This window comes from Celeribacter ethanolicus, assembly GCF_002407265.1.
Taxonomy (GTDB): domain Bacteria; phylum Pseudomonadota; class Alphaproteobacteria; order Rhodobacterales; family Rhodobacteraceae; genus Celeribacter; species Celeribacter ethanolicus.
Window position 1 is genome coordinate 3602083 of the sequence record NZ_CP022196.1, and the last position, 15826, is coordinate 3617908.

At 61.7% G+C, this 15826-nt stretch carries 17 protein-coding genes; 13 read left to right on the forward strand and 4 right to left on the reverse strand.

Annotated features, from left to right (window positions below; genetic code table 11):
• The first annotated feature begins 226 nt into the window (after positions 1-226).
• From coxB to CEW89_RS17705, 10 genes are all read left to right on the forward strand, one after another.
• Positions 227-1051: a cytochrome c oxidase subunit II gene (gene coxB, locus CEW89_RS17660; protein WP_096807292.1), complete on the forward strand. Its 825-nt coding sequence runs from the start codon at positions 227-229 to the stop codon at positions 1049-1051.
• A 109-nt stretch (positions 1052-1160) separates the two neighbouring features.
• Positions 1161-2111 (forward strand): heme o synthase, encoded by a 951-nt coding sequence (cyoE, locus tag CEW89_RS17665; RefSeq protein WP_096806790.1) that lies wholly within the window; start codon positions 1161-1163, stop codon positions 2109-2111.
• Between the two features lies 1 nt (position 2112).
• Positions 2113-2274 (forward strand): cytochrome C oxidase assembly protein, encoded by a 162-nt coding sequence (locus CEW89_RS17670; protein ID WP_066710179.1) that lies wholly within the window; start codon positions 2113-2115, stop codon positions 2272-2274.
• Entirely contained in the window at positions 2274-2855 is a 582-nt protein-coding gene (locus tag CEW89_RS17675) for a cytochrome c oxidase assembly protein (protein ID WP_066710186.1), read from the forward strand. Before CEW89_RS17670 ends, CEW89_RS17675 begins: the two co-directional genes overlap by 1 nt.
• Positions 2856-2887: 32 nt before the next feature.
• Positions 2888-3691, forward strand: coding sequence for a cytochrome c oxidase subunit 3 (locus CEW89_RS17680; protein ID WP_066710188.1), 804 nt, complete (start codon positions 2888-2890; stop codon positions 3689-3691).
• 65 nt (positions 3692-3756) lie between these two features.
• Positions 3757-4422, forward strand: a complete 666-nt coding sequence (locus tag CEW89_RS17685) for an SURF1 family protein (protein ID WP_483398662.1) — start codon at positions 3757-3759, stop codon at positions 4420-4422.
• 12 nt (positions 4423-4434) lie between these two features.
• Complete coding sequence (gene thrC / locus CEW89_RS17690; RefSeq protein ID WP_096806791.1) at positions 4435-5817, forward strand: threonine synthase; 1383 nt, start codon at positions 4435-4437, stop codon at positions 5815-5817.
• Entirely contained in the window at positions 5814-7073 is a 1260-nt protein-coding gene (locus CEW89_RS17695) for a M16 family metallopeptidase (protein ID WP_096806792.1), read from the forward strand. Before thrC ends, CEW89_RS17695 begins: the two co-directional genes overlap by 4 nt.
• Positions 7073-7663 carry a GNAT family N-acetyltransferase gene (locus tag CEW89_RS17700; protein WP_096806793.1) on the forward strand — a complete coding sequence of 197 codons (591 nt, stop codon included), beginning with the start codon at positions 7073-7075 and terminating at the stop codon, positions 7661-7663. The genes CEW89_RS17695 and CEW89_RS17700 overlap by 1 nt, the downstream gene beginning before the upstream one ends.
• Before the next feature lie 127 nt (positions 7664-7790).
• The gene (locus CEW89_RS17705; protein WP_096806794.1) at positions 7791-9203 is read left to right on the forward strand and encodes an FAD-binding oxidoreductase; all 1413 of its coding nucleotides are present in this window, start codon (positions 7791-7793) and stop codon (positions 9201-9203) included.
• A gap of 183 nt (positions 9204-9386) precedes the next feature.
• On the opposite strand, the gene CEW89_RS17710 is transcribed toward CEW89_RS17705, so the two are convergent.
• Genes CEW89_RS17710 through CEW89_RS17720 form a run of 3 tightly spaced genes read right to left on the reverse strand, consistent with a single transcriptional unit; the run spans position 9387 to position 11450 of the window.
• Positions 9387-9917: an adenine phosphoribosyltransferase gene (locus CEW89_RS17710; RefSeq protein ID WP_066710199.1), complete on the reverse strand. Its 531-nt coding sequence runs from the start codon at positions 9915-9917 to the stop codon at positions 9387-9389.
• A gap of 17 nt (positions 9918-9934) precedes the next feature.
• Positions 9935-10564 carry a LysE family translocator gene (locus CEW89_RS17715; protein ID WP_096806795.1) on the reverse strand — a complete coding sequence of 210 codons (630 nt, stop codon included), beginning with the start codon at positions 10562-10564 and terminating at the stop codon, positions 9935-9937.
• 4 nt (positions 10565-10568) lie between these two features.
• Positions 10569-11450, reverse strand: a complete 882-nt coding sequence (locus CEW89_RS17720) for an S-methyl-5'-thioadenosine phosphorylase (RefSeq protein ID WP_096806796.1) — start codon at positions 11448-11450, stop codon at positions 10569-10571.
• Positions 11451-11645: 195 nt separating this feature from the next.
• Between CEW89_RS17720 and CEW89_RS17725 the strand changes: the two genes are divergently transcribed.
• The 3 genes from CEW89_RS17725 (at position 11646) to CEW89_RS17735 (ending at position 15124) form a co-directional block, all read left to right on the forward strand.
• Positions 11646-12764, forward strand: a complete 1119-nt coding sequence (locus CEW89_RS17725) for an aminodeoxychorismate synthase component I (protein WP_096806797.1) — start codon at positions 11646-11648, stop codon at positions 12762-12764.
• Positions 12761-13378 carry an aminotransferase class IV family protein gene (locus CEW89_RS17730; protein ID WP_096806798.1) on the forward strand — a complete coding sequence of 206 codons (618 nt, stop codon included), beginning with the start codon at positions 12761-12763 and terminating at the stop codon, positions 13376-13378. Before CEW89_RS17725 ends, CEW89_RS17730 begins: the two co-directional genes overlap by 4 nt.
• A 177-nt stretch (positions 13379-13555) precedes the next feature.
• Entirely contained in the window at positions 13556-15124 is a 1569-nt protein-coding gene (locus CEW89_RS17735) for a SulP family inorganic anion transporter (protein WP_425321035.1), read from the forward strand.
• Between the two features lie 96 nt (positions 15125-15220).
• Here CEW89_RS17735 and CEW89_RS17740 read toward each other — a convergent pair whose 3' ends face one another.
• Positions 15221-15805 (reverse strand): flavin reductase family protein, encoded by a 585-nt coding sequence (locus tag CEW89_RS17740; protein WP_066710215.1) that lies wholly within the window; start codon positions 15803-15805, stop codon positions 15221-15223.
• Positions 15806-15826 lie beyond the last annotated feature (21 nt).

Here is a 15826-nt window from a genome sequence, read left to right on the forward strand (position 1 = left end):
CATGGGGCTCAAGCGCAAACCGCGCGCGGCATGGCACGGAAATTCTTGTTCCAATGCGACTAATATGGTTTCTGTTAGACCAGACTCAATGAAAAAGCACCCGGAATACCGGGGCTGCGGAGAAAACGCCGCATGACGTTCCGCATCAGGTTCCATTGTGTCAAAGGGAGGAAAAATGCGCACACACGCCAAATGGCCCGTTTCCGCGGCCACTTTTTTCGCAACCATGCTCGGCGCCATGGTCGCCCCCATTGCAGGCATGGCCCAGGAAGGCGAGCTTCTGGGGGCGCCGGTCAACGGCAAGATGGGCTTTCAGCCGGCCGCGACCGAACTGGCGCGCGACCTTCAGGGGTTGGATCATATGATCCTCGTGATCATCACGGCCATTGTCCTTTTTGTCGCAGGGCTGATCCTCTGGGTGATCCTGCGCTACAACAGCCGTGCCAACAAAGCGCCAGCCAAGTTCACCCATAACACGCCGATCGAGGTGGCGTGGACGCTGATTCCGATCCTGATCCTCGTGGTGATTGGCGCCTTCTCGCTTCCGGTGCTGTTCAAGCAACAGGAAATCCCGGATGGCGACATCTACATCAAGGTGACGGGCTATCAGTGGTTCTGGGGCTATGATTATGTCGATGAGGGTATCGCCTTCGACAGCTTCCTTCTGCCGCGTGAGGAGCTTGCGGCGAATGGCTACAGTGACGATCTCTATCTTCTGGCGACCGATACACGGGTGGTGGTGCCGGTGGGCAAGACCATCGTCATGGGGGTGACTGGCGCGGATGTGATCCACAGTTGGACCATCCCGGCTTTTGGCGTGAAACAGGACGCCGTGCCGGGGCGGGTGGCCGAGCTGTGGTTCAAACCGGAGAAGACCGGGACGTTCTTTGGCCAGTGTTCGGAGCTGTGCGGCAAGGATCATGCCTTTATGCCGATCACCGTGCAGGTGGTGACGCAGGACGAATATGACGCCTGGCTGGTGGAGGCGAAGGAGCTTTACGCCGCCAATGACACTGCGCCTGCGGCGATCAAGCTGGCCTCTGCCGAGTAATCTTGCGTTAAAATACCGGTGAGGGCGGGTAATCGCCCCATCGAAAGACCCACGCACAATATGCGCCGACAGAGGCAAAACCCGCGGTGCACAGGGAGGAGAACACGCGATGACGGATGTGACGATCAGTCTGGAAAGCGGACGGGACGACAGCCGGGAAGCCGGTTTTGGCGATTACTTCGCGCTTTTGAAGCCGCGGGTCATGTCGCTTGTCGTCTTCACCGCCTTTGCCGGTCTGATCGTGGCCCCCGGCGGGGTGCATCCGTTTGTCGGCTTTTTCGCGATCCTCTGCATCGCCATTGGCGGCGGGGCATCTGGCGCGCTCAACATGTGGTATGACAGCGACATCGACCGGGTGATGAAACGCACGCAGTCGCGCCCGATCCCGGCGGGCAAGGTGACGCGCGAGGAGGCGTTGGGGCTCGGGTTGACGCTGTCGACTTTTGCGGTGGTGATGCTCTGGCTGGCGACCAACTGGGTGGCGGCGGCTTTGCTGGCCTTCACCATCTTCTTCTACGTTGTCGTCTACACCATGGGGCTGAAACGCCGCACGCCGCAGAACATCGTCATCGGCGGGGCCGCCGGGGCGTTTCCGCCGATGATCGGTTGGGCGGCGGTGACCGGAGACATCACCCTGTCGTCGGTGCTGATGTTCATGCTGATCTTTATGTGGACGCCGCCGCATTTCTGGTCGCTGGCGCTGTTCATGAACGCGGATTACGATAAGGCGCGTGTGCCGATGCTGACCGTCACCCATGGCAAGCGCGCGACCCGCAATCACATCCTCGTCTACACGATCTTGCTCGCCGGGTTCTCGGCGGCGATGTTCGCAACACCTCTGGCGGGCTGGTCGTATCTCGTGGTTGCGGTGGTGATGAACGCGCTCTTCGTCAAAGGCGCTATTGCGCTCTGGCGCCGCGATGAGACGGTGGCGGAGGCCGACGGCTACAGGGCCGAAAAGGCATTCTTCAAACTTTCGCTTGCCTACACCTTCCTGCATTTCATGGCGCTGATGGTGGACAAGGCGCTGTTTTCTTTCGGTTTCGGAGGGCCGTTCTGACATGGCGATCACCAAACTTCATGAAATTCACGACCGCCGCCGTTCCCGCAACGTCGGGCTCGGTCTCGTGCTCGGCGCGTTCGTTGTCCTGCTGATGGGGCTGACGGTGGTGAAGGTCACCGTGCTCGATCCGGCGCATTTCGCGCAGGAGGCGTCGCGCTGATGCCACTCAGGGCCCCGCAGAAAACGGTTGTGAAACTGCTCGGTGTCGTCACCGTCATGGGCGCGCTCGCCTGGGCCTCCGTGCCGTTCTACAGCTGGTTCTGCGCGGTCACAGGCTTTGGCGGCACGGTCGATGTGGCCGAAACGGGATCGGACGTGATCCTCGACGAGACGATCAAGATTCGTTTCGATGCCAACACCGATCCGGATATGCCGTGGCATTTCAAACCTGTGGTCAACACGATGGAGCTGCGCATCGGCGAGACGGGGCTGGCGTTTTACGAGGCCTACAACCCGACCGACCGGGTCGTTGCCGGCACGGCGTCCTATAATGTCGCGCCCTTCGAGGCGGGCGGGTTTTTCACCAAGATCGACTGTTTCTGTTTCACCGAACAGGTGTTGCAACCCGGCGAGCGGGTGCTCATGCCGGTGACCTTCTATGTCGATCCCGAGATCACCACCGACAGGGATGCCAAATACGTGCATCGCATCACCCTGTCCTACACGTTTCACGAAACGGACCTGCCTGAGGACTATGCCGCGCTGGATGTCGGCGGGTCTTCGGACACGAGTCTGAACTAAGCCCGAACGGGCATCCAAGGGAGAGGACGCACATGGCGCATGAAAAAAACCACGATTACCACATCCTTCCGCCGTCGCCCTGGCCGCTGATGGCGGCGGTTGCGGCCTTCATCATGCTCTTCGGGGCGGTGATGTGGATGGCCAACGACATGCCCTGGCTGTTTTTCGTCGGGCTGATCGGCACGCTTTACGTGATGTGGTCCTGGTGGGGCGATACGATCCGCGAGAACGCGGTGGGCGATCACACGCCGGTGGTGCGGATCGGGCTGCGCTATGGCTTCATCCTGTTCATCATGTCGGAGGTAATGTTCTTCGCCGCCTGGTTCTGGGCGTTTTTCAAGAACGCGCTCTATCCGATGTATACCTATTCCGGGACGGAGTATGTCAAACCCGAGATCGTGCCGATCGAGGCGTTCCACCTGCCGCTTCTCAATACGCTGATCCTGTTGTGTTCGGGGGCTGCCGTGACCTGGGCGCACCATGCGCTGGTGCATGGCAATATCCGCAAGGACATCGTCGCGGGGCTGGCGCTTGGCATCGGTCTCGGTGCGGCGTTCACCATCTTTCAAGCCTATGAGTATTACGAGCTTTTCGTCCATGAAGGCTACACGTTCGGCGGCGATTTCTTCTATGGCTCCTTCTTCATGGCGACGGGGTTCCACGGGTTCCACGTCATCATCGGCACGATCTTTCTCACCGTCTGTCTGGTGCGGGCGATGAAGGGCGATTTCACGCCGGAGAACCATGTCGGGTTCGAGGCCGCCGCGTGGTATTGGCACTTCGTCGACGTGGTGTGGCTTTTCCTCTTCGTCGTGGTCTATATTTGGGGACAGTAAGGCCTGAGTATTTCGGGCACAAAGGAGAGGGGCGCTTTGGCGCCCTTTCGCTTGGAGACGACACTTTGAAACGCATGATCTTTCCTCTGGTGATCGGGGTGCTGGGCTGTGCGATCCTGATCGCGCTCGGCACATGGCAGCTCAGGCGGCTGGAGTGGAAACAGGGCGTGCTGGCGGAGATCGAGGCCAAGATTGATGCCGCTCCGGTTTCTTTACCTGCGGTGATCGACCCGTCGATGAAATACCTGCCAGTCATGGCCTCGGGCGAGATCGGGACGGATGAACTGCATGTCCTCGTGTCGCGCAAACAGGTCGGTGCGGGCTATCTGATCATTGTGCCCTTCACCACGGTGGACGGGCGGCGGGTGCTTCTGGATCGCGGGTTTGTTCCGGAGATGGCCAAGGATGCCCCACGCGGCGGTGGTCCCGCAACGGTGATCGGCAATCTGCACTGGCCGGACGATATGAACAGCTCCACACCCGCCCCCGACCTGGGCCGCAACATCTGGTTTGGACGGGACATCCCGGAAATGGCGGATGCTCTGGACACGGAACCCGTGCTGATCGTCGCCCGTGAAAGCACGGGGGAGGGGATCGCCCCGATGCCGGTGGGCGTCGAGGGGATTCCGAACGATCACCTGCAATATGCGATCACATGGTTTTCGCTGTGCCTTGTCTGGTTGGGGATGACTCTTTTCCTCCTGTGGCGTATCAGGGCGCGAACAATCTGACGAGCGGAACACATGCGTTACATTTCGACCCGTGGCCAAGCGCCGGTGCTGAACTTTGAAGAGGCCATGCTGACGGGCCTTGCCTCCGACGGCGGGCTTTACGTGCCCGAGACCATCCCGACCCTGAGTGCGGATCAGATCGCCTCTCTTGCCGGGCTGTCCTACGAAGAAGCGGCGTTCATTGTGATGAAGCCCTTCATCGGCGAGACCTTCACGGATGCGGAATTCAAGGAAATCATTTCCAAGGCCTACGCCGGGTTCAAACACGATGCCCGCGCGCCGCTGGTGCAGTTGGGGCCGAACCATTTCCTTTTGGAGCTGTTCCACGGGCCGACGCTGGCGTTCAAGGATTTCGCGATGCAGCTCATCGGCCAGTTGTTCCAGGCTGCCCTGTCGCGCTCCGCCAAACATGTGACCATCGTTGGCGCGACCTCCGGCGACACCGGCTCCGCCGCGATTGAGGCGTTCAAAGGCCTGTCGAATGTGGATGTGTTCATCCTCTTCCCGCATGGCCGGGTGTCCGATGTGCAGCGTCGCCAGATGACGACGCCGCCGGAGAGCAACGTGCATGCGCTCGCCGTCGAGGGGGATTTCGACGATTGTCAGGCCGCGCTGAAAGAAATGTTCGCCGATCAGGACTTCCGCGAGGGCGTCAAACTGGCCGCTGTGAACTCGATCAACTGGGCGCGCGTTTTGGCGCAGGTGGTGTATTATTTCACCTCCGCCGTCTCTCTCGGCGCGCCGCATCGCAAGGTGTCCTTCACCGTGCCGACCGGCAATTTCGGCGATATTTTCGCCGGCTATATTGCGAAACGCATGGGGCTTCCGGTCGACAAGCTGGTGATCGCGACCAACCAGAACGACATTCTGCACCGCACCATGGTGACGGGCGCCTATACGAAAGAGGGCGTGACGCCGTCGATCTCGCCGTCGATGGACATTCAGGTGTCTTCGAACTTCGAACGTGCCCTGTTCGATGTCTATGACCGCGAAGGGGCCGCGATTGCCCAGCTTATGGATGAATTGAAATCCGGCTCTTTCGCGATTTCCCAAGGTGCGATGGACCGTCTGCGTGAAACTTTCACCTCTGGCCGGGCCTCGGAGGAGGAAACCAGCGCAACGATCACCGACATGTATGCGCGCACCGGCGAAGTGCTGTGCCCGCACACTGCCGTGGCCGTCAAGGTCGGCGAGGAGAACCTGTCCGAAGTGCCGATGATCTCGCTGTCCACCGCCCATCCGGCGAAATTCCCCGCTGCCGTGGAAGCCGCCTGTGGCGTGCACCCGGCGCTTCCGCCACATATGGCGGACCTGTTCGAACGCGACGAACGCTTCACGGTTGTGCCGAACGATCTTGAAGGGCTGAAAACTCTGATCAAGGAGCGTCTTGCTTGAGCCCGCGCATTCACACGCTGCCCAACGGGTTTCGCATCGTCACCGAGCTTCAGCCCTCGATGCAGTCGGCCTCCATCGGTGTCTGGGTCATGGCGGGCGGGCGGCATGAGCGGCTCGAACAAAATGGCATTGCGCATTTTCTCGAACATATGGCCTTCAAAGGCACGCATCGCCGCACGCCGCTGGAAATCGCGGAAGTGCTTGAAAACGTGGGTGGGTATCTCAACGCCTATACGACGCGGGAGACCACGGCCTATTACGCGCGGGTGCTGAAAGACGACGTGTCTCTGGCGCTCGATGTGATCGGGGACATCGTTCTCAATCCGATTTTCGATCCGAAAGAGTTGGAGCTTGAGCGCGGTGTGATCCTGTCGGAAATCGGGCAGGCGCTCGATACGCCGGACGATGTGATTTTCGATTGGTTGCAGGAGGCGACCTTCCCGAAACAGGCGCTGGGCCGGACCATTCTGGGCCCTGCCGAGCGGGTGCGCAATTTCAGCCGCGATGATCTCGCAGGCTTTGTCGAAGAGCATTACAGCCCCGAACGTATGGTGCTCTCGGCGGCGGGCAATATCGACCACGACCGGATCGTCGCCGAGGCCGAAGAGATTTTCGGCGGCCTCAAACCGCATGGTCGCGATCATGCCGATCCGGCGATTTTCGAAGGCGGCCAGTATCGCAAGGTCAAGAAACTCGAACAGGCGCATTTCACGCTGGCCTTCGAAGGCCCTGCCTATCGCGACGAAGACATCTACATCGCGCAAACCGCGACCACCGCTTTGGGCGGCGGCATGTCCTCGCGTTTGTTTCAGGAACTGCGCGAACGGCGCGGTCTTTGCTATACGATCTACGCGCAATCCGGGGCCTATTCCGACACCGGTCTGACCACGATTTATGCGGGCACTTCGGGCGATCAGATCAAGGATCTGGCGGAGGTGACCATCGACGAGATGAAACGCGCCGCCAAAGAGATGACGCTCGTGGAAGTGGATCGCGCGCGGGCGCAGATCAAGGCCGGATTGCTGATGGGGCTGGAAAGCCCGTCGTCGCGCGCCGAGCGCAATGCGCGGATGATCGGCATCTGGGGGCGCATCCCGGCGCTTGAGGAAACCGTCGAGCGGATCAATGCGGTGACGGTGGATAACGTGCGGGAATTCCTTGTGAAAACCGGTATGGGTAAGGCCTCCATGGCGCTTTACGGCCCGGTCAAAGCCGCCCCTGAACTGGAGCATCTGCGCGAAAGGTTCGCCGCCTGATGCTCAAGCGCCGCCCCAAGGTGAAGATCGACACGGAGCGCATGGTCTTACGCCTGCCGCAACATGCCGATTATCGCGCCTGGGCGGTGTTGCGGGCGGAGAGCCGGGAGTTCTTGCAACCTTGGGAGCCGACCTGGGCGGCGGATCACCTGACGCGTAAGGCCTTTACCAATCGTGTCTTCTGGGCGGAGCGGACCTATAAGGCGGACACCGGCCTTCCGGTGTTTCTGTTCCGCCGGGAAGACGAAGCTTTGGTGGGGGCCCTGACGCTGGATAACATCCGGCGGGGGCCCGCACAGGCGGGGACCATCGGCTATTGGATCGGCGCGCGTTACGCCCGTCAGGGATATATGAAAGAGGCCATCGCGGCGGTGGTGCATCATGCCTTTACCAAGCTCGATCTGAGCCGGATCGAAGCCGCCTGCCTGCCGGAAAACGCCGCCTCGCGGGGGGCTTTGGAGAAGGCCGGATTCAAATACGAAGGCGTTGCGCAGGCGTATTTGCAGATCAACGGGCGCTGGCGCAACCATGTGCTTTATTCCTCGCTGCGGCACGACCGGCGAGGGCCGACGGATGTCGGGCTGGCCTGATTGCGGCGCTGAAACCTCTGTCGGCAAAGCGTCGGATTTCTGTCGGACTTTTGTCGGACCCTTGCGCGGGCGCTGCTTCTTTCCGTGTGAGCCGCTTTGAGCTACATCCGGGGGAAAGGAGTTCCCGATGACCCAACCCGCCACACCCGAATTTCTCGACCGGCTTGACGCGGCCCTGCCGCCCGGCATGCTGCGCGACCGCCGTCCCGGCGAGTTGGAAGACCCGCGCGGGCGCTATCACGGGCAGGCCGCAGCGATCGCTTGTCCGAAGACGGTCGAAGAGGTCGCCACCGTGGTGCGGCTTTGCCACGAGGCAGGCGTGGGCATCGTGCCATTGGGCGGCGGCACCGGATTGGTCCTTGGTCAGATCGCCTATGAGGGACCGGCGCCGGTGGTTTTGTCGCTGGAGCGGATGACTCACATTCGCGCGGTCTATCCGCAGGAGAACATGATTGTCGCGGAAGCCGGGGCGATTTTGGCCGATGTGCAGAACGCGGCGGAAGAGGCGGGGCGGTTGTTCCCGCTCTCATTGGGGGCCGAAGGGACCTGCCGGATCGGGGGGAATCTCTCGACCAATGCGGGCGGGCTGAATGTGCTGCGCTATGGCAATGCCCGTGAGCTGTGCCTCGGGATCGAGGCGGTGCTGCCGGATGGGCAGATTTTCCACGGGCTGAAACGGCTGCGCAAGGACAACACGGGCTACGATATTCGCAACCTGCTGATCGGGGCGGAGGGGACGCTGGGGGTGATCACGGCGGCGGCGCTTCGGTTGTTCCCGAGGCCGGAGCGGACGGCGGCGGCGATCCTTGTGGTGCCGTCCCCTGCGGCGGCGCTGGAGCTTTTGAACATGGCACAGGGGATTGCCGGGGAGGGAATTTCGGCCTTCGAATTGATCTCCGGGATGGGGCTGGAGTTTTTGGCTGAGACGGTGCCGGATATTCGCCAGCCGTTCGAGACCCGCCCGGAGTGGTGCGTGTTCATGGATCTGGGCGTGTCGGGCGCATCCGACCCGGACGAGATGCTGGCGACGCTGTTTGAGCGCGCGTTTGAGGCGGGGTTGGTGAGCGATGGCGTGATTGCCCAGAGCGAGGCGCAGCGGCAGGAGTTCTGGACGCTCAGGGAGACGATCCCGGAGGGCAACAAGCGGATCGGGTCGATTTCCTCGCATGACATTTCCATTCCGCTGTCAAGGATTGCGGCGTTCATCCCGGAGGGGATCGAACGGTTGTCGGAATTGGGAGATGTGCGGGTGAATGCCTTTGGCCATCTGGGGGACGGCAACCTGCATTACAACGTCTTCCCGGCGAAGGGGCGGGACCGGTCGGAATATGAGAACATCCGGGCCGAGGTGAAGCGCGTGGTGCATGATCTGGTCGCGGAGTACGACGGGTCGTTTTCGGCCGAGCACGGCGTCGGGCGGCTGAAGGCGGAGGATTTGGAGCGCTATGGCGATCCGGCGAAATTGTCAGCGATGCGGGCGATTAAGGCGGCGCTCGATCCGAAGGGGATCATGAACCCCGGCGCGGTGCTGCGGGGCTAAGGGGGCTGAGTATTTCAGCCATCAGAAAGCTGGTTTGTGCTTTGAGAGCCGGCGGGGCACAGAGAAAAGCGCCCTGACCGGGGGCGATCAGGGCGCGGGATGTGAGTGCTCACATGTGGTGCAGACAGCATTCCGGCTCCTCGGAACAGGCACAGCTTTATGTTCGATTCCTTACGAAAGCGTTTAAAGCCCTTCGAATTGGCAGAGGGCGTGGATGTCGTAGCCGAGATCTTCCAGACGTTTGCGACCACCGAGGTCCGGCAGGTCGATGATGAAGGCGCAGCCGACGATTTCGCCGCCCAGACGTTCGACCAGTTTGATCCCGGCCTCTGCGGTGCCGCCGGTGGCGAGAAGATCGTCGACCACGAGGATTTTCTCGCCGGGCTGGATCGCGTCGTCATGCACCTCGACGACGGCCTCGCCATATTCGAGTTTGTACTCTTCGGAGATCACAGCACCCGGCAGTTTGCCCTTTTTACGGATCGGGACGAAACCGATGGAGAGCTGGTGCGCGATGGCCCCGCCAATGATGAACCCGCGGGCTTCGAGGCCGACCACCTTGTCGATGCGCTGGCCGACGTAAGGATCGAGCAACTGGTCGATGGCGAGCCGCATGCCGCGCGGGTCGGCAAAGAGCGTGGTGACATCGCGGAACAGGATGCCCTCGTGCGGGAAATCGACGATGGTGCGGATGTAATCCTTGACGGTTTTCATGGTCTTTCTCTCTTCTGTCAGGCGGCGCGGCGCAGCGTGGCGGTCAAGGCCCCCATGCCGAGGAGCGCGATACCGCCCGCGCGGGTCATGTTGCGCAGCACGCGGGGACGCTGGATGCGTTGGCGCATACGATTGGCGAGAAGGGCATAGGCCAGCGCGTTGAGGGTGGCGAGGGTGACGAAGGTCGCGATCAACACGGTGAACTGGGGCACGATGGGCGCGGAGGGGGTGATGAACTGCGGCACGAAGGCGATGAAGAAGCCGATGGATTTCGGGTTCAGCGCGGTGACCGCAGCGGCATGGGTGAACACCTGTTTCGAACTGACATGGCCCATCTGTTCGACCGTGCCGAGCGTGGCGTGGGGGGCGGATTTCAGCATCTTGAAGCCGAGGTAGAAGAGGTAGATGGCGCCGACCCATTTGAGGGCGGTAAAGGCGGTGGCCGAGGCCATCACCAGCGCGCCCAGACCCAGAAGCGAGGCGGTCATGGCGATGAAATCGCCAAGTGCGACGCCGAGAGCGGTGGCGACGGCGACGCGTTTGCCCTGGGTGAGGGCATAGGAGAGCACCAGAAGGATCGTCGGGCCGGGGATCATCAGCAAAGCGGTGGAGGCGGCGACAAAGGCCAGCCAAAGGTCTAAGGGCATCGGGTTATCCTTTCAAGACACGACCTGCGACGGTCGCCAGTTTCTCGATCATCTCCGGGTCGCGTTTGTCCGGCGCGGTCATGATCGCATAGTCCAGCGCGCGGTCGCAGCCGAAGGGGCAGGGCTCATAAGCGCCGCCCAAAAGCTCGGGGAGCGCCGCGACAAGGGATTTGGCGTGCGCCGTGTTGGCCTTGAGCGTCTTGAGGATGTCGGTGATCTGCACTGCGCCGTGATCCGGGTGCCAACTGTCGTAATCGGTGACCATGGCGATGGAGGCGTAGCAAATTTCGGCTTCGCGGGCGAGTTTGGCCTCCGGCATATTGGTCATGCCGATCACGTCGCAGCCCCAGTCCCGGTACATCTTGCTCTCGGCCATGGAGGAGAACTGCGGCCCTTCCATGGCGAGATATGTGCCGCCCATATGAACCGTGACGCCCGTCACGCGCGCGGCCTCATAGGCGATGCCGGACAGGCGTTCGCAGACCGGGTGGGCGACGGAAACATGCGCGACGCAGCCCGTGCCGAAAAAGCTCTTTTCGCGGGCAAAGGTCCGGTCGATGAACTGATCGACGATGACGAAATCGCCGGGCGCCATTTCCTCGCGGAACGATCCGACGGCGGAGACGGAAAACAGGTCCGTCACGCCCATCTGTTTCATCGCGTCGATATTGGCGCGGTAATTGACGGTGGAGGGTGAATGGACATGCCCGCGCCCGTGACGGGGCAGGAAGACCATTTTGACGCCATCCAACGTGCCGGTGAGAAGCGCGTCGGAGGGATCGCCCCAAGGGGTGGTGACCTCCTGCCAGGCGGCATCCTCCAGCCCGTCGATCTCATAGACGCCAGAGCCGCCCATCACGCCGATCACACGCTGTTTTCCCGTCATATTCGTCTCCTGGCTCGCCTGTTCAGCCCAACTTTGCGGCGCAGCATTGCGGCGCGCAAGAGGCAATTCGACAGGGCGCACATTGAGTGCACGGCGATCTGGCTCAGGATAACTGCGACAGGAGGCGCAGGTGGACTTGCCAAAGCGGGGGGGCACGCCGTAGAACGCTGCGCGTCCGAACACGCCGGGGATGAGATGCGGATCGAATTCGATACAGGACCTTTGAACGAAGGCAGCCTGTTCCATAACCCGAAAGATATGGTCTTCGCCCACCACCCGGACGAGGTTGCGGTGGCGTTCGATCGGTTGGAGGCGGCTCTGGCGGAGGGCTTCTGGATCGCGGGCGCGTTTTCCTATGAGCTGGGTTATTGTTTCGAGCCGTGCCTCTTGCCGCTCTTGCCGGAGGGGCGCGATGTGCCGCTTCTGGAAGTCGGGATTTACGAGGCGCCTGTGTCTTTGAGCGCCCGCGAGGTTCCGAACGAAGGCTCTACGGATAAGCAGCCGCTCTGGGGCGCAGGGCGCTATGAGGAAGCCTTTGACGCGGTGGCGCAGTACATCCGTGCTGGCGATATTTATCAGGCCAACCTGACTTTTCCGCTGACACTGAGTTCCGATCTCGCACCGCGCGCGCTCTATGACCGGCTCAAGGCGCGCCAGCCTGTGGGCCACGGCGCTTTGATCGAACGGCCCGATGGCACGGCGGTTCTGTCGCGTTCACCGGAGCTGTTCTACGAGACCGACGGGGCGGGGGGCATCACCGTACGTCCGATGAAAGGCACCGTGCCGCGTGGCACGACGCCGGAAGAGGATGTCGCTTCCAGGGATTGGCTCGCCGGGTCTGAGAAAAATCAGGCTGAGAACCTGATGATCGTCGATCTGTTGCGCAACGACCTGTCGCGCGTGTCCGAGGTGGGGTCGGTCAAGGTGCCCAAACTTTTCGAAATCGAAAGCTACGCCACAGTGCATCAGATGACCTCGACCGTCACGGCGCGTCTTTTGCCGGGGATCGGCCTTTACGATCGCTTCCGTGCGCTGTTTCCTTGCGGGTCCGTGACGGGTGCCCCCAAGATCCGCGCGATGGAGATCATTCACGAGCTGGAGGCCGGTCCGCGTGGGCATTATTGCGGCTCCATCGGATGGGCCGCGCCGGATGGGCGCTCGTGTTTCAACGTGGCGATCCGCACTCTGGAAATGGCAGACGGGCAGGCACGACTGCATGTCGGCGGCGGTGTGGTCTATGACAGTGAGGCGCAGTCGGAATATGACGAGGCGCTGCTGAAATCCCGCTTTGCCGATCTGGAGCCCATCTCATGAGCGACGGTTTCCGTATCATCGAGACTTTTGGCTACGTGCCCGAGAAAGGGATGACGCGGGGAGAACTGCACCTCGCGCGGATGGCGCGGACGGCGGAAAAGCTGAACGTCGCGTTCGATCAGGCGGAGGCCGAACGCCTCATGACGGAGTTTCGCGCCGACATCCCGCGCCGGATGCGTCTGACGCTGGCTTGGGCGGGTACGCTCGAGTTGCAAGACGCGCCGCTTGCCCTCGCGAAACCTGTGTTCAGGGTGCAGGTGCACGAAACGCGCCTTGATCCGACCGCCCCTTGGCTCTCGGTCAAGACGACCGAGCGCCAGCTCTACGATCAGGCCCGCGCGGCGTTGCCCGAGGGGGTCGACGAGCTGCTGTTCCTCAACACGCGCGGGGAGCTTTGCGAAGGCACGATCACCAATGTCTTTCTGGAGCGGGGCGGCGAGATGCTGACCCCCGCCTTGTCTTCGGGGCTGTTGCCGGGGGTGCTGCGCGAGGAGATGCTGGCCCAGGGACGTGTGCGCGAAGCGGTTCTGACCGAAGCGGACCTGCGCACGGCGGTGCGGGTCTGGGTCGGAAATTCCCTGCGTGGACTGATCCCGGCGAAGCTGGTCGGGTAAACCGGCCAGCTCCGTCGAACCTGTTGCGGTCCTGCCACTCGATTGGGGGGAGCGTTCGGCTTCGGTCTTTGCGCCACGGTGACAATCGCGCTAAGAGGGGGCAAACGCACCTTTCCTGACATCTGGGGGCCCCCCGTGATCCAATCCGCACTCGCAAGTTTTGCGAAGAATCTCTCCATTACCTCTTCGTCTTCCTATCCGCTGACGCCGAAACAAATCAAAACCGACCTGCTGTCGGGGTTGACCGTCGCTCTGGCTCTGGTGCCGGAGGCGGTGGCTTTTGCCTTTGTCGCCGGGGTGAACCCGTTGGTCGGGCTCTATGCCGCTTTCCTGATGGGGTTGATCACCGCGCTGATTGGCGGACGTCCGGGGATGATTTCCGGGGCGACGGGGGCGATCGCGGTGGTGCTTGTGAGCCTCGTTGCGGACCACGGGGTCGAATACCTTTTTGCGACCGTGGTTCTTATGGGGCTTCTGCAAATCTTCGCGGGGATTTTCCGGCTCGGCAAATTCATCCGTCTGGTGCCACATCCGGTGATGCTCGGGTTCGTCAATGGCCTCGCCATCGTGATCTTCCTTGCTCAGATGACGCAATTCAAAGAGCCGGGGACGGATCATTACATGTCCGGTCTGCCTCTGATGATCATGCTGGCGCTGGTCGGCCTGACCATGGCGGTGGTGCATTTCCTGCCCAAGTTTACGTCGGTCATACCGGCACCGCTGGCGGGCATTCTGGTGACCGCAGGGGTGGTGATCGCCTTTGGCATCGACGTGCCGCGGGTGGGCGATATGGCGACGATCAAAGGCGGGTTGCCGCAGTTTCATATCCCCGCCGTGCCGATGTTCGAGAGCATGGACAGCTTCCTTGCGACGCTCAAGATCATCTTCCCCTATGCGCTGGTCGGGGCCGCCGTGGGCCTGATCGAGAGCCTTCTGACGCTGAACCTCGTGGGCGAGATCAAGGGCGAGCGTGGTGGCGTGTCGCAGGAATGTGTCGCACAGGGCACGGCCAATGTCGTGACCGGTTTCTTCGGCGGCATGGGCGGTTGCGCCATGATCGGTCAGTCGATGATCAACGTGAAATCGGGTGGCCGCACACGTCTGGCCGGGATCACTGCGGCGGTGTTCCTGTTGCTCTTCATCGTGGTCGCAAGCCCGCTGATCGAACAAATCCCGCTCGCAGCTCTCGTGGGGGTGATGTTCATGGTGGTGATCGGCACGTTTGCGTGGAATTCGTTCAACGTGATGCGCAAAGTGCCGCGTGTCGACGCTTTCGTCATCGTGCTCGTGACCGTGGTGACCGTGTTCGAAGACCTCGCGGTGGCGGTGGTCGTCGGCGTGATCGTCTCCGCGCTGGCCTATGCCTGGCAGAACGCCTCGCGCATCCATGCCAAGACCTATGAAACGCCGGAAGGGGCGAAGGTCTATCAGATCCAGGGGCCGCTGTTCTTTGGTTCGGTCGAAGGCTTCCTCGAAATGTTCGACCCGGCCACCGACCCGTCGATGGTGATCGTCGATTTCGGCGACAGCCGGGTGGCGGATCAATCCGCACTCAATGCCATCGAAAGCCTGGCGGGCAAATACGAGGCGCAGGGCAAGGAGATTCAACTCCGTCACCTGTCGCGCGACTGTCACCGGTTGTTGAAAAACGCGGGGCACCTGATGATCGACAGCGACGACGACCCGGATTACGAGGTCGCGACCGACTATTCGGTGCGCACCGGGGTGCTGGGCGCCGGGCACTGAGGGCGAATGTTCGATAAAGACAAGAAAAGGGGCCTGGTGGCCCCTTATGCGTTTCCTTTGCTGGAAAAATACTCAGACAAGCTCAGTCATTGGGGATTAATCATTCGGGCGCGTCAGTTCGAAGACCTCTTTGACCTCGGCGTAATCGCGATAGCCGAGGCGCGACAGCATTCGGGCGTGGACGACATCGAACCGCCCGTCGATGACGCAATCCTCGCGGATGTGGATGCCGACGACCTCGCCGAAAATCGCGAAGTTCTCCTTGCCTTCGAGGCGCACGATCTGGCTCACCTTGCATTCGAGAGAGGCCGGCGCGTCCTCGACGCGGGAACAGGCGATGTCGCGACAGGGGGCGCGGAGCGCGCCGGAATGGGCGAATTCGTCCTCCTCGAAGCCGAGCGCCTCGGAGGAGGCGTTCATCACCGCGATCTGGTTCGCGCCCACCAGATTGACGCAGAATTCGCCGGTTTCCCGGAGGTTGCGCAGGGAATCCTTCGCACCGACGGTGGAGAACATCACCTGCGGCGGGATATAGGCGACGGCGTTGAAGAAGGAATAGGGCGCGAGGTTTTCGTGCCCGTCCGACGAACGGGTGGAGATCCAGCCGATGGGGCGGGGCGACACGATGGCGTTGAACGGATTGTGTGGCAGGCCATGGCCGTCTTTGGGGCGGTAGAACATTGTGCGGGACCTCTTCTTCGC

Excerpts from the sequence above, each read along its gene's own strand:
- coxB (WP_096807292.1), top strand. The coding sequence starts at position 227 with ATGCTCGGCGCCATGGTCGCCCCCATTGCAGGCATGGCCCAGGAAGGC.
- cyoE (WP_096806790.1), top strand. The coding sequence starts at position 1,161 with ATGACGGATGTGACGATCAGTCTGGAAAGCGGACGGGACGACAGCCGG.
- CEW89_RS17670 (WP_066710179.1), top strand. The coding sequence starts at position 2,113 with ATGGCGATCACCAAACTTCATGAAATTCACGACCGCCGCCGTTCCCGC.
- CEW89_RS17675 (WP_066710186.1), top strand. The coding sequence starts at position 2,274 with ATGCCACTCAGGGCCCCGCAGAAAACGGTTGTGAAACTGCTCGGTGTC.
- CEW89_RS17680 (WP_066710188.1), top strand. The coding sequence starts at position 2,888 with ATGGCGCATGAAAAAAACCACGATTACCACATCCTTCCGCCGTCGCCC.
- thrC (WP_096806791.1), top strand. The coding sequence starts at position 4,435 with ATGCGTTACATTTCGACCCGTGGCCAAGCGCCGGTGCTGAACTTTGAA.
- CEW89_RS17700 (WP_096806793.1), top strand. The coding sequence starts at position 7,073 with ATGCTCAAGCGCCGCCCCAAGGTGAAGATCGACACGGAGCGCATGGTC.
- CEW89_RS17705 (WP_096806794.1), top strand. The coding sequence starts at position 7,791 with ATGACCCAACCCGCCACACCCGAATTTCTCGACCGGCTTGACGCGGCC.
- CEW89_RS17710 (WP_066710199.1), bottom strand. The coding sequence starts at position 9,917 with ATGAAAACCGTCAAGGATTACATCCGCACCATCGTCGATTTCCCGCAC.
- CEW89_RS17715 (WP_096806795.1), bottom strand. The coding sequence starts at position 10,564 with ATGCCCTTAGACCTTTGGCTGGCCTTTGTCGCCGCCTCCACCGCTTTG.
- CEW89_RS17720 (WP_096806796.1), bottom strand. The coding sequence starts at position 11,450 with ATGACGGGAAAACAGCGTGTGATCGGCGTGATGGGCGGCTCTGGCGTC.
- CEW89_RS17725 (WP_096806797.1), top strand. The coding sequence starts at position 11,646 with ATGCGGATCGAATTCGATACAGGACCTTTGAACGAAGGCAGCCTGTTC.
- CEW89_RS17730 (WP_096806798.1), top strand. The coding sequence starts at position 12,761 with ATGAGCGACGGTTTCCGTATCATCGAGACTTTTGGCTACGTGCCCGAG.
- CEW89_RS17740 (WP_066710215.1), bottom strand. The coding sequence starts at position 15,805 with ATGTTCTACCGCCCCAAAGACGGCCATGGCCTGCCACACAATCCGTTC.